This is a genomic window from Ignavibacteriota bacterium (assembly GCA_016707525.1).
In the GTDB taxonomy this organism is placed as follows: Bacteria; Bacteroidota; Ignavibacteria; order UBA10030; family UBA6906; genus JAGDMK01.
In genome coordinates this window covers 60,126-85,800 of record JADJHP010000004.1, presented here as the reverse complement: position 1 = coordinate 85,800, position 25,675 = coordinate 60,126, and the positions used below count along the sequence as shown (strand labels likewise).

The 25,675-nt window shown below is 60.8% G+C and carries 19 protein-coding genes and 1 pseudogene; 7 read left to right on the top strand and 13 right to left on the bottom strand.

Annotated elements, in window-relative coordinates:
* The first annotated feature begins 188 nt into the window (after positions 1-188).
* Positions 189-1,976, top strand: a complete 1,788-nt coding sequence (locus tag IPI01_08365) for a beta-galactosidase (protein MBK7257798.1) — start codon at positions 189-191, stop codon at positions 1,974-1,976.
* Between the two features lie 63 nt (positions 1,977-2,039).
* Positions 2,040-4,886: a glycosyl hydrolase gene (locus IPI01_08360; protein MBK7257797.1), complete on the top strand. Its 2,847-nt coding sequence runs from the start codon at positions 2,040-2,042 to the stop codon at positions 4,884-4,886.
* A 29-nt stretch (positions 4,887-4,915) separates the two neighbouring features.
* Here IPI01_08360 and IPI01_08355 read toward each other — a convergent pair.
* From IPI01_08355 to IPI01_08295, 13 genes and pseudogenes are all read right to left on the bottom strand, one after another.
* A pseudogene (locus tag IPI01_08355) lies at positions 4,916-5,659 on the bottom strand (SDR family oxidoreductase).
* Between the two features lie 72 nt (positions 5,660-5,731).
* Positions 5,732-5,944, bottom strand: a complete 213-nt coding sequence (locus tag IPI01_08350) for a T9SS type A sorting domain-containing protein (GenBank protein ID MBK7257796.1) — start codon at positions 5,942-5,944, stop codon at positions 5,732-5,734.
* Positions 5,892-6,698, bottom strand: a complete 807-nt coding sequence (locus IPI01_08345) for a lamin tail domain-containing protein (GenBank protein MBK7257795.1) — start codon at positions 6,696-6,698, stop codon at positions 5,892-5,894. Before IPI01_08345 ends, IPI01_08350 begins: the two co-directional genes overlap by 53 nt.
* 40 nt (positions 6,699-6,738) lie before the next feature.
* Complete coding sequence (locus IPI01_08340) at positions 6,739-8,097, bottom strand: CotH kinase family protein (protein MBK7257794.1); 1,359 nt, start codon at positions 8,095-8,097, stop codon at positions 6,739-6,741.
* Positions 8,097-8,687, bottom strand: coding sequence for a Crp/Fnr family transcriptional regulator (locus IPI01_08335; GenBank protein ID MBK7257793.1), 591 nt, complete (start codon positions 8,685-8,687; stop codon positions 8,097-8,099). Before IPI01_08335 ends, IPI01_08340 begins: the two co-directional genes overlap by 1 nt.
* Positions 8,688-8,826: 139 nt before the next feature.
* A complete protein-coding gene (locus IPI01_08330) occupies positions 8,827-9,372 on the bottom strand; it encodes a YceI family protein (protein ID MBK7257792.1) in 546 nt (181 codons plus the stop codon).
* A 198-nt stretch (positions 9,373-9,570) separates the two neighbouring features.
* Complete coding sequence (locus IPI01_08325) at positions 9,571-10,218, bottom strand: T9SS type A sorting domain-containing protein (GenBank protein MBK7257791.1); 648 nt, start codon at positions 10,216-10,218, stop codon at positions 9,571-9,573.
* A 161-nt stretch (positions 10,219-10,379) separates the two neighbouring features.
* The gene (locus tag IPI01_08320; protein ID MBK7257790.1) at positions 10,380-10,712 is read right to left on the bottom strand and encodes a septation protein SpoVG family protein; all 333 of its coding nucleotides are present in this window, start codon (positions 10,710-10,712) and stop codon (positions 10,380-10,382) included.
* A 150-nt stretch (positions 10,713-10,862) separates the two neighbouring features.
* Entirely contained in the window at positions 10,863-12,674 is a 1,812-nt protein-coding gene (locus IPI01_08315) for a DUF4153 domain-containing protein (GenBank protein MBK7257789.1), read from the bottom strand.
* Positions 12,675-12,703: 29 nt separating this feature from the next.
* On the bottom strand, positions 12,704-13,840 hold the full coding sequence (locus tag IPI01_08310) for a DUF5009 domain-containing protein (GenBank protein MBK7257788.1): 1,137 nt from the start codon (positions 13,838-13,840) through the stop codon (positions 12,704-12,706).
* Entirely contained in the window at positions 13,837-14,958 is a 1,122-nt protein-coding gene (locus IPI01_08305; protein ID MBK7257787.1) for an alginate lyase family protein, read from the bottom strand. The genes IPI01_08310 and IPI01_08305 overlap by 4 nt, the downstream gene beginning before the upstream one ends.
* Before the next feature lie 21 nt (positions 14,959-14,979).
* A complete protein-coding gene (locus tag IPI01_08300; protein MBK7257786.1) occupies positions 14,980-15,834 on the bottom strand; it encodes a DUF5110 domain-containing protein in 855 nt (284 codons plus the stop codon).
* Entirely contained in the window at positions 15,783-17,609 is a 1,827-nt protein-coding gene (locus IPI01_08295) for an alpha-glucosidase (GenBank protein MBK7257785.1), read from the bottom strand. Before IPI01_08295 ends, IPI01_08300 begins: the two co-directional genes overlap by 52 nt.
* A 218-nt stretch (positions 17,610-17,827) precedes the next feature.
* Between IPI01_08295 and IPI01_08290 the strand changes: the two genes are divergently transcribed.
* From IPI01_08290 to IPI01_08270, 5 genes are all read left to right on the top strand, one after another.
* A complete protein-coding gene (locus tag IPI01_08290; GenBank protein ID MBK7257784.1) occupies positions 17,828-18,997 on the top strand; it encodes a GntR family transcriptional regulator in 1,170 nt (389 codons plus the stop codon).
* Between the two features lie 226 nt (positions 18,998-19,223).
* Entirely contained in the window at positions 19,224-22,094 is a 2,871-nt protein-coding gene (locus IPI01_08285; protein MBK7257783.1) for a TonB-dependent receptor, read from the top strand.
* Positions 22,095-22,134: 40 nt separating this feature from the next.
* Positions 22,135-23,814, top strand: coding sequence for a T9SS type A sorting domain-containing protein (locus tag IPI01_08280; protein MBK7257782.1), 1,680 nt, complete (start codon positions 22,135-22,137; stop codon positions 23,812-23,814).
* Positions 23,815-23,834: 20 nt separating this feature from the next.
* On the top strand, positions 23,835-24,584 hold the full coding sequence (locus IPI01_08275) for a hypothetical protein (GenBank protein ID MBK7257781.1): 750 nt from the start codon (positions 23,835-23,837) through the stop codon (positions 24,582-24,584).
* Positions 24,581-25,630: a PD40 domain-containing protein gene (locus IPI01_08270; GenBank protein MBK7257780.1), complete on the top strand. Its 1,050-nt coding sequence runs from the start codon at positions 24,581-24,583 to the stop codon at positions 25,628-25,630. The genes IPI01_08275 and IPI01_08270 overlap by 4 nt, the downstream gene beginning before the upstream one ends.
* Positions 25,631-25,675 lie beyond the last annotated feature (45 nt).

Sequence of the window (25,675 nt, the reverse complement as noted above, 5' to 3'; positions counted from 1 at the left end):
TGTGTTCCTCCGGGTGTTCCCATCGGAGTCCCGTGCCACCCATCTCGATACCAACCGGTCGATCACGGCATTGAAACCCGTCGATTTTAATCCCTACCTTGCTTCCAGCATCACTGTTCCAACGTCCCACTCCCACTGAAGGCCCAAGAACGATGATCCGGTATGTCCGAACCCTCTTCGCGTTCCTTATGCTCACGACCCTGACCGTTCTGCCGGTCACCGCCGGACAACCCGGTACCTTCGCCATTCAGGGCGAACACTTCCTCCTGAACGGCAAACCGTTCCGCATCATGTCGGGCGAGATGCACTATCCTCGCGTGCCACGTGCATACTGGGCAGATCGCTTCGCCAAGATGAAGGCCATGGGACTCAACACGCTCTGCACCTATGTCTTCTGGAATGCCCATGAGCCCCACCCCGGGGATTTTACCTTCGAAGGGAATCTGGATATCGCTGCGTATGTGCGCGAAGCACAGAAAGCCGGGCTCTACGTCATCGTCCGCCCCGGCCCGTACGTCTGCTCGGAATGGGACTTCGGCGGACTCCCGTCCTGGCTCCTTGCCGAACCTGATATCAAAGTGCGGTGCTCGGATCCACGGTACATGGCGGCTTCACGGCGCTACATCGAACGCCTCGCACAAGAACTGAAAGGCCTCCAGATCTCCGAAGGCGGGCCGATCATCATGGTCCAGCTCGAGAATGAGTACGGCAGCTACGGCAACGACAAGCAGTACCTCCGCGACCTGCGCGATATCCTCGTGAAGGCGGGCTTCACGGTACCACTCTTCACGTCGGACGGCGGTGCGCACTACCTCCTCGAATCCGGAACGCTGCCCGACATCACTCCTGTGGTGAATTTCGGCGGCGGACCCGAAGGCGAGTTCGGCGCACTCATGAAATTCCGTCAGAACATCCCGCTGATGTGCGGCGAGTTCTGGTGCGGCTGGTTCACGCACTGGTCGGACAGCCTCTGGGGCCGCTCCGATGGCGTGAAGCAGGCGAAAGAACTGGAATGGATGCTGACGACAGGGAAGTCGTTCAACCTGTATATGTTCCATGGCGGCACGAACTTCGGCTTCACCGCAGGGTCGAACCACGCGAAGCTCTTCGAACCCGACGTGACGAGTTACGATTACGACGCCCCGCTGGATGAAGCCGGACGGCCGACACCCAAGTTCTTCGCGTTCCGCGATCTCCTCCAGAAGCATGGCCATGGCGGCAAGAAACTGCCGGCCCTCCCGGCACCGCTCCCGATGATCGAGATCCCGAAGATCACGCTCACCGAATATGCCGCTCTGTTCTCCTCGCTCCCCGCACCGATCCATATGCCGCAACCGCAGCCTATGGAGTACTTCGGACAGGAACACGGCCTGGTGCTTTACCGCACGAAGCTCGTCGGCCCCCGCTCGGGCAAGCTCGTGATCACGGAACTGCACGACTTCGCGAGCATCTATATCAATGGCAAGCTCATCGGCCGCATCGACCGCATGCGCGGCGAAAATATGCTCGAGATCCCGAAAGGGATCGGCGACGGCGATGCCACGCTCGACATCCTCGTGGAAGCGATGGGACGCGTGAACTTCGGCGACAAGCTGATCGACAGGAAGGGGATCACCGAGCGGGTCACACTCTCCGGAGTGACGCTGATGAGCTGGGATGTGTTCCCGATCCCGATGAATGACGAATTCCTCGGACGGATCCACTATGCCGCCGGCGATCCGGTGCAAGCCCCGGCGTTCATGCGCGGATCCTTCGACCTCAAGGCCACCGGCGATACCTATCTCGATATGAAGGGATGGAAGAAGGGTATCGTCTGGATCAACGGCCAGAACCTCGGCCGCTTCTGGGATGCCGGCCCGCAGGAACGTCTGTTCGTCCCCGGGTCATGGCTTGTGAAAGGAAAGAACGAGATCGTCGTGTTCGATATCGACCGCACAGGCAATGCACCCCTCCGCTCTGTGACCGCCATGAAGTGATCGCACCTACCAGGCCGGGGACCGTGCCGTCCCCGGCCTGTTCATTCCACCCTGAGGATCCCCATGCCACGACTCTGCACCGCGCTTCTCCTCACGTTGTTCCTCTCGCTTTCCGGCTTTGCCGGTACCACCGCCGACCTGAAGAAAGGATTCGCCACCCCTCCGGATAGTGTACGCCCGTGGGTCTATTGGGTCTGGATGGACGGCAACCTTACAAAAGAGGGGATCACCGCCGACCTGGAGGCGATGAAGCGCGCGGGCATCGGCGGCATGATCATCATGGAGGTGAACGTCGGCATCCCGCAAGGCCCGGTCGAGTTCATGAGCCCGGTCTGGCGGCAGCATTTCAAACACGTGGTGAAGGAAGCGGAACGCCTCGGTTTGGAGATCAGCCTCATCACCGGCCCGGGGTGGACCGGCAGCGGCGGCCCCTGGGTGAAACCTGAGCAAGGAATGAAGCACATCGTCGGCATGCCCACGGTCGTCACAGGTCCCCGGCGCTTTGATGACACGCTCGCACGACCCCAACGCCGTCCCGCGTTCTTCGGCGACGGACTCCTTCCGCCAGCCCGGGAACAGGAGAAGAATGCGTACTACCGCGACCTGATGGTCCTTGCCTACCCGACGCCCGCGCCGACAGCCCCGATCCCGGGCATCGACGAGAAGGCGTTCTACACACGTGCACCGTATTCTTCGCAACCCACCGTCCCGTCGTTCTTCCCGACGTTCGCGCAGTACCCGGCTCCTGTTGCCGGGACGACGATCGATCCGGCACGTGTCATCGACATCACGGGATCGTTCGGTGCGGATGGCAAACTGCACTGGGATGTCCCCGCCGGATCGTGGACGATCATGCGGCTCGGCGCGACAAGTACCGGCTCGAACACACGCCCGGCTCCTGTTCCGGGCCTCGGCCTCGAGTGCGACAAACTCGACACCAATGCACTGAACGCGCACTTCGATGCATTCTTCGGGACCCTCATCCGCGAGATCGGTCCACGTGACCTCTCCGCGCAGGGCGGCTGGAAGATGGTGCACATCGACAGTTGGGAGATGGGCGCGCAGAACTGGACCGGCGCGTTCCGGGAGGAGTTCCGGCAACGGCGCGGATACGACCTCCTTCCGTATCTTCCTGCGATCACCGGGGCGACCGTCGGGAGCAGGGAGATCTCCGAACGTTTTCTCTGGGACCTCCGCCAGACCGTGCAGGAACTCGTTCTGCAGAATCATGCCGGACATCTGAAGACGCTCGGACAGCGGCACGGCTTCACGCTGTCGATCGAACCGTACGATATGAATCCGACCTCGGATATGAGCCTCGGCTCCGTCGCCGATGTGCCGATGTGCGAATTCTGGATGTACGGGTTCCATACCAGCTACAGCGTCATCGAAGCCACATCCATCGCCCACACGACGGGCAGGTCCGTCGTCGGTGCGGAAGCGTTCACATCGGCTGATACGGAGCACTGGGATGCATGGCCGGGATCGATGAAGGTGCTGGGCGACTGGGCTTTCGCCCAGGGCGTGAACCGTTTTGTCTTCCACCGCTACCAGCACCAGCCGTGGAACTCGGTGAAGCCCGGCGTGACCATGGGGCCGTACGGCGTGCACTGGGAGCGGACACAATCGTGGTGGGACCTTGCGCCCGGCTACCACACGTATCTTTCCCGTGCGCAGTTCATGTTGCGGCAGGGACTCGCCGTCGCCGATGTCTGCTTCCTTGTGGGTGAAGGCGCTCCGCAGGTCTTCCAGGCACCGCGGTCGGCCCTCCGCGGCAACCCGCCCGACCGCACCGGATACCGGTTCGATGCATGCGCGCCGGAAGTGCTGATGGCGCGCGCATCGGTGCACAACGGCGACATCGTCTTCCCGGATGGGATGCGCTACCGTGTTCTTGTGTTGCCGGATCGTGAAACGATGACCCCGGCCCTTCTCCGGAAAGTGAAGGCTCTCGTCGCCGCCGGCGCAACCGTGATCGGGCCACCACCGTTGCGGTCGCCTGCGCTCTCGGGATATCCGGCGTGCGATGATGAGATCGCCGCTCTGACAAAGGATGCACTGCTGAGATACGGCCACCGCCGACTTGGTGATGCCGACATCTATTTTGTAGCGAACCCGTCGGGTATCGCTCTTGATGCAGAGTGCACATTCCGCGTGGCAGGGAAGCAACCGGAATGCTGGGACCCGGTCACGGGGACAACACGCGTACTCCATGATATCACGATCTCCGGCGGCAGGACCAAAGCAAGGATCCGCTTCGAACCGCACCAGTCGTTCTTCATAGTCTTCAACGCGCCTGCGGTAGCGCAGCCCGGCCGCCGCGTGATGCGGGAGACCGTTCTGGCGCACCGGATCAAGGGCCCGTGGGAGGTGACGTTCAGCCCCTCGTGGTCAGGGCCGGGTACGATGAAGCTTGACGCACTGTCCGATTGGAGTGAGAACAGGATGGACTCCATCAGGTATTTCAGCGGGATCGCGACGTACAGGAAGACATTCGACGTTCCTGGCCCGCTCCGCGTTGGCAAGGAGTCGGGCGATGTCTACCTGGATCTCGGGGTGGTGCACGACATGGCGCGCGTGCGGCTCAACGGCAAGGACCTCGGGATCGTTTGGACCCCGCCGATGAGGGTTTCGACGGCCGGCGCACTGCGTGCGAAAGGGAACGTGCTGGAGATCGATGTCGCGAATCGCTGGCGGAACAGGCTGGTGGGGGATGAACGGTTCGCGGCCGACGCGGAATACGGGCCATTTGGAAATATCGTGCGATGGCCGGAGTGGCTGACCTCGGGTGGGGCACGTCCATCGACCGGGCGTGCTGCGTTCGCAAGCTGGCGCCACTTCACCGCGTCAACGCCGTTGCTACCGTCCGGCTTGCTCGGGCCGGTACAACTGATGATGCAGGGCGAGTAACCTCCGCCCTGCATCACCGCATCCACCTGCTACGGGTTCTCGCCGAGGGAACCGTAGTACTCGAGCACGCGCTCTCGTGAACCGGGGCGCGTGTAGACGTCAGGCCGCCTGCGGGTGATCACGGAGAGGATCACTTCTGCCACCGCTTCCGGCGTCTGCGGGTCAGGCATCGTCCGGGAATCCACCCCGCCGTGCCGTGCATTCAACCCGAAGTTCGTTGCGACAACCCCCGGGGAGACCAGCGAGAACAGGATGCCGGGGTGCGACTCCGCGAACTCCATCCGGAAGTTCGCGGTCAGTGAGTTCAGGAAATGTTTTGCCCCGTTGTAGGCGCTCCGCGGAAGGGCATACGGTATCCGGCCCAGCATCGATGAGATATTGATGATGTGACCCGCGTTCCGCTCCTTGAAGTGGGGGAGCACCTCCTGCATACCAAAGAGCGCCGTCTTCACGTTCACGGTCATCATCGTGTCGATGTCCTCGGCGGTCAGCTCCGACGGCATCCGCGTGATGCCCTGACCGGCGTTGTTGATCCACACGTCGATGTGCCCGTACTTCCCGACCACCGCCGCGACGGCCCGCTTCACCGCAGCGCGATCGGTCATGTCCGCACCCACGGCCACCGCCTTCGCGCCGCAGCGTGAGGCGAGCTGCTGCAACACGTCTTCCCTGCGAGAGATCAGCGCGACGGAAGCTCCGCGATGCCATCACTGCAACCGCCTCACCGATCCACTGCTCGCCCCGGTAACCACGATCACTGTGTTCTTCATGATCCCTTCTTTCTTTGCGTTCTTCATTTCACCCGCTCCCCGCGCCACTCTCCGCTGCGTATGCATCAGATGGTCCTACTTCACCAGGACGCATTTGCGCATACCCACGAACGCGGCGGTTTCCAATCGTACGATGTACACACCGCTGGAAAGTCCCGCTGCGTCGAACACCGCCTGGTGTGTACCGGCGTTCGCTCGTGCATCGACAAGGACCTTCACCGCCCGTCCGAGGAGGTCATAGACCACGAGTCGCACCCGCGATGCGATCGGCAGTTGATACCGGATCACGGTGGACGGATTGAACGGGTTGGGGTACGGCCCTCGTGTAGGCTAGTGGAAGCTGGCGGGACGGCGTGCGCCCTGCGTCCCCGGTCACAACGTTGGGTTGACCGGGTGTCGGCTGACGCATCGCCGCGAACGCGCCGTTGCCATCGGGATGCCGGCCCCAGGAGATGTCCGTCTCCTGAAGCCCATAGGTGAGTGAATCCATGACCACGAACCCATCAGAGGTGGAATCGAAGATCCCGACCGCTTCGCCTGCTTTGTCGAGCTTGAACGGAGCATGGAAACGCCCCTGTCCACCCTGGTCGTCGGCCCAGATGAGCGCGATCCCGCCTGGCGGCAATGTCGTATCCGGCAACGCCCATTTGTTCGGCCGTGCGAGGTTATCGGTCAGGTACCTGCCTCGCAAGTCAATCATGGAGCCGGAGATGTTCAGGATCTCGATCCAGTCATCATGCTCTCCCTGGGCATCGGTGAGCCCCGTGCTGTTGGATGCAAGGAACTCGTTCACCGCGAGCGGGCCCGCCACGAACGTTCCCGGTATCTGCCAGAGGAGGTCCGGCGCATTCGGGGGATCCACCGACACGTTGCCCGATGCATCCTCGGCGCGGATCATATAGGAGGAGGTCTGCGATGCAGGAGGGCGGGGTACCCGTCCACCGTACACGCCATCGCCCGCTGCGCCATCACTGCTCCGGCCGTCATCCCGCAACTCCACGGTCGACGGCGAACCCACACCTCCCACGATGACCGCCGACACGGAGAGCTCGCGGCCGTCATCCTCGACGACCGCCGTGACGTCACCGAGTCGGGCCGGAGAGCGAGAACCCCTGATGCTCGATGATGGGGAAGATCTCCACCGGCCCGAGCTGGTTCGATGCAGCAAAGGCCCGGTTGTCTATGTAGTGCTTCAATCCGTACGGGACGTGCCCTCCGAGCGGTTGCGTGAAGGACGCATGAAACTGCGCGACGGTAAATTTGTAATCCAGTGGCCGGTAGGGATCGGCCTCTGCAGCGGGCGTGATCATCGTGTGGATGGCATCGACGCGGGGGTAGAGCCGCTCCCGAACGAACTGCTCCTGGAAGAAGCGGTGCAGATAGTATCGGTACCATGCGGAGAATTTGGGGACGGACAGGAGACGGGCTGCCAGCGGCCTGGGCTGCGTGGGGTGCCCCCAGGCGTAGAGGTCGCGTGTCCCGATGTCCACCCCCGCCAATTTGCCCGACCACCAGATCCCCAGCGTGTTGTCATAGTCGTACGGGATGAACTCAAAGCGGTCGGTGGCCGTGTTGTGGTACAGATAGTAATTGTTCGAGTTGAACCAGTAGTCGTCCCACGATCCCAGTGCTGCATCCATGGCGAGCACCTTCAATGCCCCGGGAACGTTGATGTAGTTCCCGATCTGCTCCTCGAGCTCCACGGGGGATGACCAGTTCAGAAAGGTGATGAACGTGGCGAGGTCCGCATAGTCCTGTATCTCCTCATTAATATGCATCTCGTACACCTGCGTGCCGCCGGAGGTGAACGATTGGTACGCCGAGGGGGCCGTCCCGCGCCAGGTCAGGTCGGCCGGCCACGTGCACTTGTAGAGATTCCCCGTGTTATTGCCGAACCTGGTGCGGACGAAGTTCTCATCGATGTGCTCGACGCTCAGGTACAGGCCATAGTAGGCCCCGTTGATGTACACCCGTGCATGGCTTGCGCGTGAAGACGGGACACCGAACGCGTTGAAGAGCTCCCAGCATATCTTTGCCCGGGAGAGCGTAGGATCGTTGTGTTCGCCGTTCAGGTTCAGCTTTTCCACACCGTGGAAGGAGCGGCCGGGGACGAACGTGTTGAACGACACCTTGAAGGATTTCTTCTTCGCATGGCGCGAGGTGTTCCCCCGGAGGCGGAATCCGATGCGGGGGATCGAATCCTGGATGAGACCATTGTCGAAGAACAGATCGGCCGGATACTCATGGTCGCTCTCGAGGGAGTCCGATCTGTACATGAGCGCCAGCGAATCAGGGTGGATCAACACTCTGATCGTTGCCACAGAGGAATCCCTGTACACCAGCCCCTCGGAGACCGGCTGGGCGAGAGCCAGAGAGGAAGCGGCGGACATCAGGAGTATGGCCACGAGGGAGGCAAACCACGGAGAGCGTGGGGGAAGCATTACTGGTCTCCAGAGTTCTTGGCGATCCTGCCGCGGATCCTGCTCAATGCCTCAGGCGTGATCCCGAGGTACGAGGCGATGTGGCGCTGGGCTACCCTCTGCACGATGGAGGGATACTCCGCGATGAGTTGCAGGTACCGATCTTCGGCGCTCAGGCTGATGGTGGCGAGCAGACGGCGGTGGGTCGCAACGTAATTGTTCTGCAGGAGGATCCGGAAATACCGCTCGAACGCGGGGACGGTGGTGCACACCTGTTCGTATGCCGCGGCGTCGATGAGGAGGACGTCTGATTCCTCGAGGGCCTCGATGATGTACTCTCCGGGTTTGCCGGTGAGGAAGCTGTACATGTCGGTGATCCACCACTGCTCGAGCGCGAACTGGACCACGTGCTCCTCACCTTTCTCATCGATCGAATATGCACGAAGGCAGCCGGAGGTCACGAACGCCAGGTAGCGGCACGGTTCCCCGGCCTGCGAGAGCGTATGTCCCTTCCGCAACCGGCGGGGGGCCATGAGCGAGGTGCACCGCGGGAATTCTTCATCCACGAGCTCGGTGCGGGCGGCCACGTGTGCCTTGAGCGCATCGAACATCACCCGCACATCATGCACGGCGGTACCTCCCAAAATGTGAGTGGCAGGAGCGATCCATCATCCGACTGTAATATCGGAAAATGGATCGACTCCTGCCACCCGGTACGTCCCGCTCCGGAGCGACGACTTCCTGCGGAGGTCAGGCGGCTGCGGATGCCGCTGCCTGGGCACGCTTGAGTTCCACCGCGATCACGAGCTTCACCTCATCGCTCACCACCACACCGCCGGTCTCGGTCAATGCATTCCACCGGAGCCCGAAATCCTGACGGTTGAGCACGCCGCTGATCTCGAAGCCGGCAACATCGCCGTCGAAACCCTTCACCGTGCCATTGTACGCCACATGCAGCGCAATGGACCTCTTCGTGCCGCGGATGGTCATGTCGCCCTTCATCACCAAGGCGCCGTCGCTCTTCGGTTCGATGGCGGTGGAGGTGAAGGAAAGCTCGGGGAAGTTCGCTGCGTCGAAGAAATCGGCCGACTTCAGGTGCCCGTCACGCTGCTCGTTATTGGTGCTGATGCTGTTGACGTCGGCCTGGAACGACACGCGCGCGTCGCTGAAATCGTTCTTCGTCGCTTCCACTGTGCCACGGACGGACGTGAAGCGGCCCGTGACGGTCGAGACGACCAGATGCTTCACTTTGAAGGTGACTTCGGAATGAACCGGATCGATGATCCACTGTGCCATGACTGACCTCGCTGTTGTATGTTGGAATGCCTTGAACGTGTGGTTCCAATATACCACGCGGGGGTCGGGAACACATTGATCCAGGATAGGAAGTGCAGTTGATCCAGATCAATGCCCAGGGGAGGCCGGGGATACAATGCAGAAGCCCCGTCCTGCGAGGCAAGGCGGGGCTTCTGAAGAGAGTGCTATGAAGAGCGATCAGCGCACCAGCAGCATACGCTTGGTCAGAACCCGTTCGCCTGCCGTCAATCGGTAGGTGTATGTGCCGCTCGCGAGTCCCGCCGCATTGAACGGAACGGCATGCTGGCCTGCGGCACGTACTTCATTGAGGAGCTCCGCGACCTGCCGGCCGAGCATGTCATACACGGCCAGGCGCACGGTGCTTGCCGCCGGAAGCTGGAATTCCACCATGGTCGTCGGATTGAACGGGTTGGGGTAGTTCTGCATCAGGTCGAGCCGCAAGGGGACCCCGTTCTCCCCCACGGAAGCGGTGGTCGCCGTTTCCTTCGCCCCGCCCATGATCCACTGCACGATCACTGCGATCTCAGCTTCCGATAGGTACGGTCCGCCGAAAGGCATCTGCGCGCCGAAGGTCTGTGTTCCCTTCAGCTTCCGGACGATCACGCTGTTCGAATCGTTCGCCACCACGACCGGTGCGTGGAGACCGGTGGACATGATGCTCGCGTAGGGCGTGATATCCATCCCTCCCGATCCACCGTGGCATCCCGCGCACTGATACTTTTCAATGATGCCCGTAACATCCGGTGTGTAGAATTTCTGGGCCGGTGCGGTGGCTGTCCCCGCAAGTACGAGCGCCAGCAATGCAAGTATTACGCTTCCCTTCATAGTGCCTCCTGTGGTCAGTTGACGTGGCTGGTTGGTCCTGATGCTCACTTTAACAGGGACCATACAACACGTGTTCCCGGGCCACAGGAGAAATGTGCGATTGTGCCCCGAAGTGTGGCACCCATGTCACATGAGGCGGGTGCGGCACACCGGGGACACACTCAGAAGGGGAGATCGGTAGCGTAATTCGGTTGATCCGGGCCGGGATCGAAACCAGAACCGGAACCGGAACGGGGCGGCGCGTCACCGCCTGCGGGAAGCGTTTCGTATGCGGCAAGTGCCAGTCGTCCGAGTTCCGCTTTCACTTCGCGCGACGCGGTCACGGTCTCGATGAACTTCTCGCCCACCTTCTTGCTGGGCATGCTCGCGAAGAGCCCGTTCTTGCCGTTCATGATCTTGAACCCCTCGATCACGAGCCCTTCCTCTGTCTGCAGTTTGAAGAATGCCTTGATATTGCCTTCTCGGTCGGATCGCCGCATATCGATGATCTGCATCGCAACTCCATGAGTGGGATGAATGATGAACCTCATCCAATATCGCGGATTGTTACCCCCGTGTCAATATGCAGCGGCGGTGTTCGTGTTGCATTCGGCTGGTACCTTCCTGACCAGGAGCTTCCTTCTGGTCCGCGTGCCGGCGGTTGATCACGGCGTCCGTTCCGGCGTGGTGAAGAGGACGATGGCCTCCATGTAGGTGATCCGCGTGCTGTCGTCTTTCGTCCATACGTCAATGGACCACTGGCAGATGCAGACATCGAGTCCGTTGCCGGACGCCCGGAGCATCATGATGGTGTCCGGAACGGCCTTGATGACGTTCCGGTCGTATCTCTGCAGGATCGCGGCGGCATGCGCCCTCAGATCGACAGTGAGGTACTGCACACTCGTGTCCGGCCCCGTGAAGGTGAGCGTGTTGATGCCGTCGCGCGATCGGATGCAGATCCCTCCTCCGAGCGTGTCCACGCGATCGTTGAATCCCGCGTACGGCGAAAACCGCGCCAACCGGTCATAGCCGGTCACCGGGAAGCCGCCGCTGGCCCGGAGTGTCACGCTTCCTCCACGCGTTCCTTCCCATGGCTGAACGAACGTGATGCCCATCATCTCTGCAATGTCCGAGGCTGGCTTGTACCGCAGGCGTGACACGGCCGTGTCGATGCGGAGGTTCGTCTCGAACCATGGCTGGATGCTCTCGAACCCATGGGCGTCGCGCAGGTACGTCAGTATCCCGCTGATCTCCTGTACATCTTCGAAGGGGACCGGCGGGTGTGTCGCCGTGACGCGTCCATTGTTCAGTACGCCGGCGGACGTGAGGAGGGCCTCAAGCCGGGCATGCTGACTGGATTCCGACACCGCGAACACACCCCACGGGCCGAAGCTTATGCCGAATGCCATGAGGCAGAGGGAGAGCGGGATGAACCGCAATGCTTTCTTCCTGCTCAGGAGGAAATAGAGGACGATGATCCCCAGCCATGCTGCCACGGTGAGCGCGATATAGCGCGGTTCCGTGATGCCGTATTCCGAGACCCGCCGCCCTATGGCAAGGAAGAGCATCACGAGAAGTGGAACGAGGACGATATGGAACCAGAGGATCGCCCGGCGGATCCATACCATCCCTTCTTTCTCGATCAGGGGTTTCAGAAGGACGACGAGCAGCACCCCGCAGCCGGCGAAGCCGAAGATGAGTCCGCTGACCCACCCTTTGGGCCAATCCCATGCGACCAGGACCTTGATCAGGTACGCGTACAGGATCACCAGGTACACGAGGACGATCGGGCCGAGGATGTACAGCGCGAAGACCTTCATGCCGCGGGGGTAGGGATGATCGCGGGCGACACCGGGCCTTGCATCCGGGGTTCCCGCAAGCGTGAACCAGGGTGCAAACAGTCCGACGATCGCCACCCAGAGTTCCGGATACCGCTTGCCGGGGATGGTGACCCCGAAGAGGTTATCGAGAGCCGCGAGCGCCAGGGCGAATCCTGTGAAGAGGACCCCGGCGTACACTCCGGCGATGACCACGCGGAGGAAGAACTGCCAATTGAAATGCCAGAACGTCTGCTCCGGTGTATCGTTACCCGACGGGATGAACATCATCAGGAATGACAGTGCCGCCCCGAACAGGAAGAACCTCCCGGGCACGGCCGTGGGAGCAAAAGTGAGGTCCTGTGGTACGGTGGAGGCGTAGACAACAAGGAGGAGGATGCCGATCGCCTGGAAGCCCAGTGCCTGTGGCCACCTGAAGTTCTTCCGTTCCGCATACACGGCCAACGAGAAGAGGAGCGGGATCCCGAGGATCGTTGCGAACAGGATACTGAAGAGTATCGATGGCTCGCCGCTTCCTTCATGGTCCACGAGGATCAGTGCCACTGCCGTGCCGAGGATCGCGTTGCAGATGATCGCCGGAAAGCGGACGAAGGTATCGCGCGCGTCCTGGATCGCCATGCGCATCGATGGGAGCTTCATAGCATGCCTCGATCTGAAGTTGTGGGGGATCAGATCTTGATGAAGATCTTCTTCCTGTGCATAGTGTACAACACGCCGTACAGGACTGCAAATCCGCCGAGCGAGAGTATGAACCACTGCCATGGACCGGAGTACTGCTCCAATCCGTCGAGGAACACGCGTGCGACGCTGGTGTAGTCGAAGAGGTGGGACGTCACGTATGCGAATATTGCATTCGATCCGATCACCACAAGTCCGGCTGTCCATGACTTGTAGCCGAGGATATCGGTCAGGACATAGAACACGGAAAGCATCAGTAAGCATACGCCGCCGGAGAAAAGAACGAATGAGCCGGTCCAGAGGTGCTTCACCATTGGATGCAGCGGCATCCATGCGAAGGACAGCAGGAGCAGCCCCACGCCACCCGATGCGAGTATCATGAGCGTACGCGTTGGGCGCCATCCTGCACGGAGGATATACGCCGTGAATGCTCCGAGCATCGTTGTGGCGCCGAAGTTCAGGCTCGAGAGTATCCAGGTGTAGGTCGTACCGTCCTGGAAGTTGCCCAGGATCAACTTGTCTATATGAAGGGCGATGTTCCCTTCCGGGTCATACGGTGCTCCCGGTCCGGGAACGAAGGCGAACACGGCCCAATAGGCCAGCATCAGACCGGCTGTTGCCGCGGCCTGCCACAGACGCGGGAGGTACAGGGTGATCAGCGAGGCGATGAGATATCCTGCGGCAATGGCCTGGAGTGTATTGCTGTAGAGCGCGATCTTCTCGATGTCGTAGGAGAGGAGGTGACCTTGCACCATCATCCCGAAGAGCCAGAGGAGCGCGATCCGGATCACGATATGTTGCCAGAGCCGACGATGGGAGGGGTCGGCCGCGAGCCGCTTCGATGTGGAGTACACCATGGACACCCCCACGAGGAACATGAACAGCGGCATGATGATGTCATAGAACGTGAACCCGTACCATGGCGAGTGGTCGAGTTGGGACGAGATCCATTGCGTCGCCGGGGAGCCCACACCGCGATCGAACGCCTTGAAAATATTCTCGCCTCCGATGATCCAGAACATGTCGAACCCGCGCAAGGCGTCAATGGCGAGCACGCGTGGTGATGGCGGGGGAGCTCCGCTGCTGGCGCTGCTTTGATGATGGAGGCCGATCGTAGAGCGATTCATGGGAGTGTGGTCCATAGGAGAGGTTCACGGATAGGGAATGTGCGTGCGATCTCTGCCCGTATCTGGTTCGGAACAAGGGTGTGCCAAACGTCGATATAATGATCGTCATCGTACGCGTCAAAAGCAAAGAGCCACGCCATCTGACGGGCAGGGAACATTTCAAAATTCATCACATCCGGTGGGAACGGCCAGCGTGATTTGTCGATGACGAACGGGGCCATGTACTGGAAGGCCCGGCGGATGGTGCGGCCGTCCGGCAACGTGAACGTCCAGAGATCGTCGTGCGGCGTGGAAAGGATGCGGCAAATGACCGCCATCCCTTCGAGGTTGAACAGTGCATAATTGTACGGTTTGGTGCGGGCGAGTTCGAGCGGGAACCTGCCATCGGAAGAGAGTTGACCCGGGAGCAGGATGGTGCGGAAACGCCAACGGCAGGAGTCGAGTACTGCAGCATCGCCCGTCAGCGATGCGAATGCCGCAATCTGTGCCACCCACCATGTTCCGTGGTTGTTCTTCTCGTCCCGCTCCTGCAGTCCGTACGGATGTGTCGTGAGCCATCGGAGGTAGCGGGAGAACCACGAGATCAGAGGGACCGCTTCTTCGTGGGTGATCCCGCCGTCGCGTTCCAGGACGTACACCGCGCGGGCAACCTCGATGAGATGGATCGTGCCGATGATCCCGATCCCCCGGCCCGTGACCCGACCCTTGATGGCCTGTGCATAGAGCAGGTGCGGGGACATTGCGGTCGATGTATCGGCGAACCACGCCCGGAGATGACGCAGTGCGTGTCGCGCAAAGCGGTGGTCCCCGGTCATCCGGAACGCGGCCGTGAGCGTTGAGGCCTGCTGACTGAATCGGATCAGGGCGATGCGGTGATCGTTGAAATTGCCGGGATTCGTCAACCCATCCTTCTTTATAAAAGGCCCGTCGGGCTGATCGGGGTCCGGCCACCAGTAGTCACCTTCGGAGAAATAGTCGTGCGATCCTCCGGCACTCCGTGGCGCATGATAGGCGACGATGGTCTTCGGTTCTGCCCGGAGTGCTTCCTCCGCGGCAGTGCTGATGCGCTTCCGTTCCGCGGGGGAGAGGATCTCGGCGCTCAACAGCTGAAGCAGCATCAACAGGATCATGCGGGTCTCCTAGGGGATGGCGCGCAGGAGCGCGTCGTAGGGTGCGAACTGCGGGTAATCGGCCGCAACCTGGTGGACGGCTCCGATGACCGCCGGCCATTCCCCGATCAGGTTCCGGAGTTCGTGGGCCACCGTGTGCGGGCCGTTGCCAATGCGTATCCCGGTCTGCGCCAGGCGCATGATCGCGTCGCTGGGATGGCGTGCATCGCTCCACAGGTCCTGCCTGCGGAAATTCCGGCGGTCGGAAAGGAACTGGGTGAATCCATCGAGCAGGGCCAGCCGGTACAGTGCACCATTGAGAAGCGCCGTGTCATCATCCGGCATGGCGATGCTCACAACGATCTGCTTCCTGCACGAGACGGCAGGGAGGGGTATCGAGGCCGTGAGGGATGGGCCGTCATAATGCCAGCCATGTGCGTCCTGCTCCTGTCCGGAGGGGATCGGTACGCCGTTCACGGTCACGCGCGACGGCGGGAACGAGCGGAGAAGCTCGAGGGTGTACCATCGGGTTGCCGGCATGCCGGGATACGAGCCTTCGACAGGGTCGATCGTCACGGTGAGTGTCCGTCCTATGGTGGACGAATGGATCCGGGTGAGCGATGAGTGTCCGCGCTCATATCCTGATGTTGTGCCATCGTCATCGTAGTACACAGCGTCACCCGTGCCGCCGGGAACGACCATCAGCGTGAGGGAGTCGCGGTGCCACGCCCCGGTGTATTGCATACGGGGTGCCATCGGGATGATCGACCCGGCGCGGATGTACACCGGCACATCGTTGATGCGGAAGGGACGCGTGATGGTCGTGTCGCCGTTCAGGGTCGTTCCGGTGTGCCACTCGTACCCAGGCTCCCGGGGGGGAGCCACGTCGACTGCATGGTGAACAGGCTGTCACCCCCGAGCGGGCGTGTCACCGGGTGAACGATCATGTCGGGGCCGAAGGAGTATTCGTTCTTGAATGCATACGCCTCGTCCTGGTCCGGATGATCATAATAGAGGGGATGACATGGTGAGATGCCGGTCGAATGTGCCGTGTGCGCTGCGGTATAGAGATAGGGAAGCAGGGCATAGCGGAGGTGCACCAGATCCCGGAGATGGAGGAATGTTGCGTGGGGATACTCCCATAATTTCCGGAGGATGGCGAAGTCGCGTCCCGTCGCGTGGGTCTTGAGAATCGGGCTGAACACGCCGAACTGGAACCAGCGCGTGAAGAGCTCCGGCGTGTTCGGCGGGCCGTAGAACCCGCCGATGTCATTTCCCCAATAGCCGAATCCGACGTTGGCGGCGGTGACGGTGAAGAAGGGTTGATAGGCGAGGGACGCCCAGCTGGTCTTCGTATCGCCGGAGAAACCGATCTGATAGCGATGATTGCCAAGTCCGCCCCAGCGGTGATAGATCATCGGCCGGCGGAGTGACCGTCGCTGCATATCCGTGAAGTGGAGGTAGTTCAGATAGAAAGTCGGGTTCACGCCGGGAATGCTGGTGGTGTTCCATTGTTGCCAGTCGAGCCACCACAGGTCCACACCATCACTCTCCATCGGATGAAGGAGTGTGTCGAAGTACGCCTGTGCGAACCGGCGATCGACGATGTTGAACGGCACATACGCCCGGGTGCCGGGGTCGATCCCGACTGCGCGGGCCATGGCCGGGTACTTCTCTTCATGGGGTTGGATCCCGGAAGCGGGATGGAGGTTCAATCCCACCTGGACGCCCTGACGTTCCATCCACCCCAGGAAGCGGCGCGGATCGGGGAACAGGTTCTGGTTCCAGGTGAAGCCGGTCCACCCATGGTCCTGCCCCGCCTGATCCTTCGTTCTGGCATCACCATGGAAGAATTCCGGCAACGCAGTGATGTGCCAGTCCATGTCGATGAGGAGGACGTCCAGCGGAATGTCGAGCGATCGGAAAGTCCCGACCAGCCCCCGCAATTCCGACTCTGAGGAAGTCCTCCACCGTGAATACCAGTAACCGAACGCGTGACGAGGTGGGATGGGGATCGGTCCGGCGAGCGCAGTGAACTCCTTCAGCACGCGGCGATAGTCACGGCCGTAGGCGAAGAAATACAGGTCACGTCGTTCTCCGGAAGGGCGCGGGGTGACCCACGGCCAGGGGGAGGCATCGAGCAGCGGCCGTGCAGAATCGTCGATGAGCGTCCAGCCCGAGCGTGAGAGGAGTCCGGGTTCAAGCACGACACGAGAGCTGTCCCGTGGGATCAGATCTCCGTCTGCGCCGTCAAGTGTCCGTGTGGTCCCCAGCAAATTGGCGGTATCCAGTTGGTCCGGTACCCACGCCCCGCGCATCGACCCGGCGGAGAATACGATGCGGGTATTCAGCGAATCGAAAGGTCGGCCGTCATCACGATAGGTCAGTGTTATCACGCCCGTGGAGATGGTGAGCGTAGTCCCGGATATGGTCTTTGTGAATGCGGGGGGAGGGAGTGACCGGTTCACTGCTACGAGCGAGGCGCGGTCTTCGAATATGGAATCAGCCGCCCACTCCAGGCGGATGGCATATGGGGTCAGGATGGTGAACCGTGCCTGACGGTGGATCACGACGGATCGGGAATCCGGGCGGGGAACGGATGCCTGGGTTGGCCCGGAAGCCCCGAGCAGACCCAGGAGAAGTGCGATCAAACAGGTCATAGATTCTCATACTAGGTATACTGTCTATGGAGAAATCTACATGACCCTATCCACAAAGTCAACATTATTCGTTGACTTTTCGGGAGTAGGGTTGTAAATTGAAGAGACCTGGTATACCAGATATGGTTATAGTCATCGAAGCCGGGTCTGTGGCTGGTGGGGCGGGGAGATGTCCATCGTTTACGTCTTGGGCCGCAGAATCTAAAAGGAGACTGACAGTGAGCAAAGGCATCGATTTTTCGAATCCGACTCCCTTGTACGAGCAGATCATCCGGGACATCAAGAACCGGATCGCACGTGGAGATCTGAAGGCAGGCGACAAGCTGGAGACGCATCAGGAGCTCTCGAAGCGGTACAAGGTCAGCCTCATTACCGTGAAGAATGCACTTGCGAATCTTGTCAAGGAGCAGGTCCTGTACACGCGTGTCGGCAAGGGGACCTATGTAGCGGAGCCGACGCCACGGAAGATGCCCAGGTCGGACGAGCGGATGATCGGGCTGGTTCTGCGTGACCTCAAGCAGCCATTCTTCTCAATGGTGGTAGAGAGCGTCGAGCGGCGTGCCTCGGAGCTGGGCTATCATTTCCTCCTCTCGAGTTCTTCGGAGAACATCGAGAAGGAAGAGACGCAGATCGAGCGCTTCAGGGAGCTCGGCGTCCAGGGGCTCATCATCGCATCGCTGTCGTATCAGTACCGTGCCACCGAACACATCGAGCGTCTGCACAACGACAATTTTCCGTATGTGATGGTGTCGTACATCCACGACCCGGCGTACTGGTATGTCGGTTGCGACCAGGAATTGGGCGGCTATATGGCGACCGAGCATCTGATCAAGACGGGGTATAAGTCCATCGGTTATGTTCACGTGGGGAAGGGAAACCTCTTGAGTGAGGTGCGCAAGAACGGATACTCGCGTGCGCTCATCGAGAACGACATACCATACATCGCTGATCTGATCTACTATCTTGAAGAAGAGCCTGTGGATGCCGGGGCCGACCGGTACACGCTTGGTACGCAGTTCGCAGGCAGGTTCGCCGGACTGCCGAAGCGTCCGGAGGCCCTCTTCTTCTATAATGATATGGTCGCGCTCGGGTTCATCCAGGCGGCCGCAGAATTCGGGATCCAGGTCCCGCGCGATGTCGCCATCGTCGGCTTCGACGACGTCCTTGTCGCGAGGTATGCGTCGGTCCCTCTTACAACCATCCATCAGCCGGTCGACCGTATCGGTAAGTGGGCGGTGGATGTCATCAACAGCCGGTTGACCCATCAGGATATCGGTAACCGCATCACCCTCAAGCCCCAGCTCATCGTCCGGGAATCGTGCGGGGCCCGCAAACGCGGCATCCTCGTGCCCACTACTCTTGCCTCAGGTTCTTCGCCCGAAGCCTGAACTTCGGGCGCGGAGCCATCTTCTCCGCCCGGTAATCTCAATTCAACGCACTGTTCTGCACATTTTTCTTGACAGAGTCCTTGTTCTTCTATATATTATACCTGGCATACATAGTATGTATGCCAAACTTCCGATCGCCTGTTCTTCCCTCCAGTCTATGCAGTGATCCTCAGTCTATTTGGCCAAGGAGCATTCAATGAAATGGTGTTGCACTTTTCTCCTTTGCATGGCGTCCCTGCTCCTCCTCCCGTCGTCTGCATCCGGTCAGGGGAGTCTCGAAGGGACGGTCCGCGACTCGCTCGAGAACGCACCACTTCCCGGTGCACACGTTCAATTGACGGGAACTGCGTTCGGTGGCGCCACCGATGGTGCCGGGCACTTTCTGATCAAGGGGATCGCTCCCGGCTCCTATACCCTGCGTGTCTCCTATATCGGCTATCGAACCCGCCTCTATCCCGTTACCGTGGCGGAAGGCAAAACGACGGTCCGCAATGCCATGCTCGATATCGATGCGATCGAGGGTGAGACCGTTGTCGTGACCGCGCAGGCGATCGGGCAGGCCGCGGCCATCAACAGACAGCTCACCTCATCGACGATCACGAACGTCGTCTCGTCCGAAAAGATCATGGAACTCCCCGACGCCAACGCCGCGGAGTCCGTCGGACGTCTCCCCGGCATCTCCATCCAGCGGCAGGGCGGCGAAGGAAGCAAGGTCGTCATCCGCGGACTCTCACCGACATACAATGCGATCACCATCGGGGGAGACAGGATACCCGCGACCGACCTGGATGACAGGAGCGTGGACCTCAGCATGATCGCTCCGGAGATCCTCGCCGGGATCGAAGTGACGAAGGCGCTCACACCGGACAAGGACGCGGATGCTCTTGGCGGCACGGTGGATTTCCAGCTCGCCACCGCAGCGCCCGGAGGATACACGCTCAACGTCCGCGCGCAGTCCGGATACAATCATGAACGATCGGAACTCGGCGAGTATCGCGGGCGCGTGGTGATGAGCGACCGCCTCTTCGACCAGCGCTTCGGCATCCTCATCGCCGGGAACCTCGAGCGCACCCAGCGCGGCTCCGATCAGTTCAATGCCGCGTACGCCCTCGCGCGCGAGAAACGTCCGGGCGAGGACTATGCGCCGATTACCACCACGCAGGTGACCTTCGAACACACGCGCGATATACGTCAGCGGTTCGGGTTCAGTGCGATGCTGGACTATGAATTCCCCTTCGGCAAGATCATGATGAACAACCTGCTCAGCCGGTTGGACCGCAACGAAGTGATCCAGTCGCGCCGCTTCGATATGAGCGGCAGCAACAAGATGAAGTACTATCTCCGTGAGCGCGAGCGCCAGATCGACATCCTCACGAATTCCCTCGCCGGCAAACACGACCTTTCGGTCCTATCGCTCAACTGGCGGCTGTCCCGCAACGTTTCCACGACACGCTACCCGTTCAACTCCCGCTTCCAGTTCGAGGAAGCGAATGCATTCAACACGGCAGCGATCCCGGCGATCGCGACGCCGGCCGATATCATCCGCAATGCCCGCAACCGCACGGATCTGGCGTACCTGTACGATGGTGAGGTCGAGCCCGAGCGTTCATATGAACGCGACCTGACCGCCCAGATGGATGTGGAGGTCCCGTATACGGTCACCGACTGGATCGTCGGAAAGGTGAAGGCGGGCATGAAGGTCCGGGAAAAACTCCGCGAACGGGACCGCTCCTATGCCACCTCGCGGCTCGACAAGACCGATTCCCGGTATCCCCAGTACCACTCGCAGTATGGGACACCGGGTTTCACCTACACGCGCATGCCCGGAACCGGGTATGCCGCGATGTCGAACTACGTGGACACCGGGTTCGATCCCGGGACGTTCCTCGATGGCGAATACGAGTATGGGACCGGGTTGAATACCGGTGAGCTCCATTACTTCCTCACGCACTATCTCTACGACCAGGTGTACCGGTTCTCCCTTCAGCGCGACCTCGATGACTACGAGATCACCGACGTGCTCCGGGCAGGATACGCCATGACCCAGATCGACATCGGTTCGTTCCTCATGATCATGCCCGGTGCCCGCTATGAACGTACCAGCATGAATGCCGTAGGCCGTGTCGGGGTGGTAAACACACCGGAAGATGAGGGGTTGCTCGACAATGAACAAGTACGCGACACAGCGGCCACAGTGACGTACGGCGAGTGGTTCCCTATGCTGCACGTGCGTGTCCGGCCGACCGAGTGGTGCGATCTCCGTGTCGCATACACGAAGAGCATCTCCTACCCCCGCCTCGACTACGTGATCCCTGCGAAGAAGATCCGTGCATCGACCGTGACGGTGGAGTATGGCAACCCCCATCTCGCGCCCCAGCTGGCGACCAACTACGATGGATACCTGTCGTTCTATGGCAATCGCATTGGCCTGCTCACGCTCGGGGGGTTCTACAAGAAGATCGAGAACCTCATCTATGTCCGGAGCGGACACGTCATTCTCGACCCGGTGAAGGAGGGCGTCGAGCCGAACCTGCGGGGGTACTCGATCATCCGGCCCGAGAACAACCCCTTCACTACGGAAGTGTACGGCTTCGAATGCGAGTGGCAGACGAGCTTCAAATGGCTGCCGCAACCGTTCGACGGGATCGTGGTGAACGTGAACTATTCGCACATCTGGTCCGAGACGAAATTCCCCCGGTCGTTCGTCCGCCAGGACCGGATCCCGACCCCGCCGTTCCTTCTCACGTCGGTGGTGGACACGTTCCGCACAGGGCCCATGCCGGACCAGGCCTCCGACATCGCGAATGTGTCGATCGGCTATGACGTCGGCAATTTCTCCGGCCGCGTCTCCATGCTCGTCCAGGGCAAGACCCTGACGTTCGTCGGCGTGCGCGAGGAACTGGATGGGTACACCGATACATTCACACGGTGGGATCTGTCACTCAAGTACGATCTCCTCAAGAATCTCAGTGTGTTCGCAAATCTCAACAACTTCACCAACGCGCCGGATCAATCGTTCATGCAGACCGCCCGGTATGCGACCGGGAGGGAGTATTACGGATGGACAGCAGATCTCGGCGTGACGGTGAAATTCTAACACGACGCAACATGCAATACCCTTACCCACAGGAGGACCAATGCAGAGATCTATGATCGGTATCGTTGTCCTGTTCATGGTGCTGACGGGGGCTGTCCAGAGCGGGAGTGCACAATGGGACTATCTGGATGTGCCGCAGGGCTTTGAGACACTGAATCTCGCGATCGAGGGTGACACGACCGCCGCCGGCGAGGCGAAATCGTTGAACCGGGTGTACCGCCTCGAACGGGGTGGCATGTACCTGCTGAACGGCCACGTGGCCAACATCAAGGGCGCTCCGCTCCGTATCTGGGCCGCCGACGGCGCCGGGCCGAAACCGCTCATCATCACGGCGGTCAACCAGAGCGGGGCTAACGATGATGTGGCGTACCTGGAAGGCGACGGGCACTTCAAGAACCTGTACATCTCCGGGATCGACAACATCGGGATCCAGGATCGTTATACGATGGCGGTGTACGACACGGGTGCGCGCGTGGTGTGGGAAGGCGTCCACATCGACCACTCCCGGCAGTCGCACATCCGTGTCTATGGTGTCAACACGCGTCTCTTCTTTTACGACTGCGAATTCAGGAATTCCATCGATCTGGCGACGCCCAGCAACGGGCGGTTCTTCGACGGCCGTGGCCTGGCGATCGATACGATCATGTATCAGAACTGCACGATCTATTTGAACTCGCAACGAATGTTCCGGACCGACGGCGCAGTGGTGAATACGATCATCATGGACCACAACACGTTCTATCAGAATGCGTACGGTGCCTTTACGACCTCCGGCGCGAAGCAGGCCGGTCCGCTGGAGATCCGTCGCGGGGTGAACGTCCGCATCACCAACAATATCTTCCAGGACCTCTGCACGGAGGCCATGCGCCATCCCAAATCGCTGGATCCGCCGGACCGCCTCCCGATCATTGCGGTGGATTCGCTGGGATCGCCCTCCATCACCGAAGCATCACGCAATTGGGTCGTCCGCAACAACGCGTACGGATGGGCGCCCGCATTCAAGACCTTCTGGGCCGGTTGGGGTATCGATACGCTCGTGAAGGCGCCGGCGTTCATCAGCCCGTATGGCGACAGCGTCTTCTTCAAGGTGAAGCCGAACTTCGCCCAGTCAGGGAACTTCGAGGAACTCATCCAGTTCGCCGATGCGCCGTCGTCCGATTCACTCCTGAAGTACGTCCGGTATCGCTTCACCAGCAACTTCACGAATAGCGGCAATCCGGATCCCCGGGCGGACCGGAATGGCGTGGGTGACCTGACCACGAAGCCGGAGACGTTCGGTCTTGAATCCAATCCCTTCAACTTTGACTACCCTACCACCCAGCAAGCCTACACGGCAGGTGATGGCGGGTTCCCGGTGGGCGACCTGAATTGGTTCCCGTCGAGAAAGGCAGCATGGCAGTTGGTGAATGCCGTGGAAGATCCGCTCGGATCGATCGTGACGGAGTACCGGCTCGACCAGAACTACCCGAACCCGTTCAACCCTGCGACCCATATCGCGTTCGCCCTCCCGCATGCGGCGCGCGTCACCCTGACGATCTACAACGCTATCGGTCAGGAGATCGCCCGCCTCATCAATAACGAGGAGCGTTCGGCGGGCCAGCACATCGCCATCTGGAGCGGGAAGGATGCCTCGAGTGTGGGCGTGCCGACAGGCGTGTATTTCTATCGCCTGCAGACACCGCAGACGCAGATAACGAAAAAGATGGTCCTGGTGAAGTAGCAGGAAACGGAGTCCATGCAATGAAACGTCTCATCGCAGTACTGATGCTGATGACGGTTGCCCTTCCTGTGCCCGGAAGGGCACAGGAGGAGGCCACGCCTTCCTTCACGATCTATGGCAGCGCGCTTCTTCCCGCCGGTACGTACAAGGCGTCCCTCGGTTCCAATCCCGGGATCACCCGACGCTTTGGCTTCGACATCGGCGAAGACGCCGGGCTTGCAGCGGTCGGCGGAGGAGTGGGATGTGATCTCCGGATCCCCGTGCTGACCCGCGGCCTCGATTGGGTGGTCAGCCTCCAGGGGCTCGTGAACGGTGTTCGGACCGGGGATGCATTGGATCTCTTCCGCGAAGAATTGCACGATACGGTTGCGGTCGGGATGTCGACAGGAGCGTGGATCCATGTGCCGCTGTTCACGGGCCTGGCCTATGGCATCGACCTCGGAGATGGTCTGCAACTGGATTTGACCGCGCAGGGAGGGATCCATGTGACACGCCAGGCGCCGCGGACCGTGATGGTCCATGGTACTGTCGTGGAGGAGACGTCGTTCCAGTTCATGCCCGACTTCGGGTATCAGGTGGGCGCCGGCTTTTCCTTTGCCGGAGGATATCAGATCCTCCTGCGCTACGTCGACCTCGGCACGCCACGCTACGAGGGGACGCAGGTGCTGAATGAGAAGTACTTCACGACGATCCCGCGCAAGGAGAACGCTATCAACGGCGATCCACGCCGTGTGTCGATGTTCCTCATCGCCCTGGGGTATACGCTGTGAAGCACCGGTCCATCCCCCGTGCCGGCCGGCTGACGTGCGCGGCACTCGCCCTGTGCGTGCTGAGCACCGGTCCGGCACGAGGTGCTGATAGCACACGTGCCGCCTATCTCTCCAACCGCGGCGGTGTGGCGCGCACCTTCGATGTCATCCTGCATGACTTTCGGTCGGATGGGGAGGTGAACCTCACCGCAGGCACAGGGATCGCAGGCGTCGCCAGTATCAGCTCACCCCGCCTGCTCGCGACCCGCAACAGTGTCGTGTGCATCGCATCGGGAGGGAAGGACCTCGTCGAAGTGTCGTGCGCGGGGGGTGCCCCGAGGTTCCTGGCGCGGGGCCTTGCGATCACCGGAAGTCTCGCCATCGCCCCGGATGAGAAGGCGGTCGCATTCGCCTGCACGATCGATGGGAGAAGCCAGATATGCGAAGTGGACCTTACCGGCGGCGTGAGCCGGAATCTCTCCGCCAATGCCTGGAATGATAGTGAGATGGCGTACGCACCCGATGGCCGGTCGCTTGCGTTTGTTACGGACCGTGATGGCTCACGGTCGGTCGCGATCATGCAACGCGACGGCCTCGGGCAGCGGGTCTTGACCAATGATCTGGGCGACGACCGGTTCCCGTGTTTCGCGCCCGCCGGTGACAGGATCGTGTTTGCCTCTTCCCGAAGTGCGCTCGGGGAGGGAGCGTTCGATCTGTATAGCATCGAAACCGGCGGGCGCGCTTTTTCATTGTTGTTCCAGAATGGAAGCTACAACGCGCATCCCGTGTTTTCACCTGATGGGACGCACCTGGCCTTTCTCTCGACGAACCTGACCAAGAAACTCGGTCATATCGTTCTCATGGATGTTCCCTCCGGACGGGTCAGGACCATCACGGACTCCCTTGCCTACCTCAAGGGGCCTCCGGCATTCAATGCCAATGGTCGGTACCTTGTGTTCGACCACAACACCATCCGCGACTGCGAGATCATGCTCGTTGATATGCTCTCCGGTGACCTGCGGAACATCTCCAATACCGGGAGCTGGGATTGCGGCCCGTCGTTCTAAGTGTTCCTTCGTGCACTCCGTGGACCGGAAGGCGGCCTGGCGCGA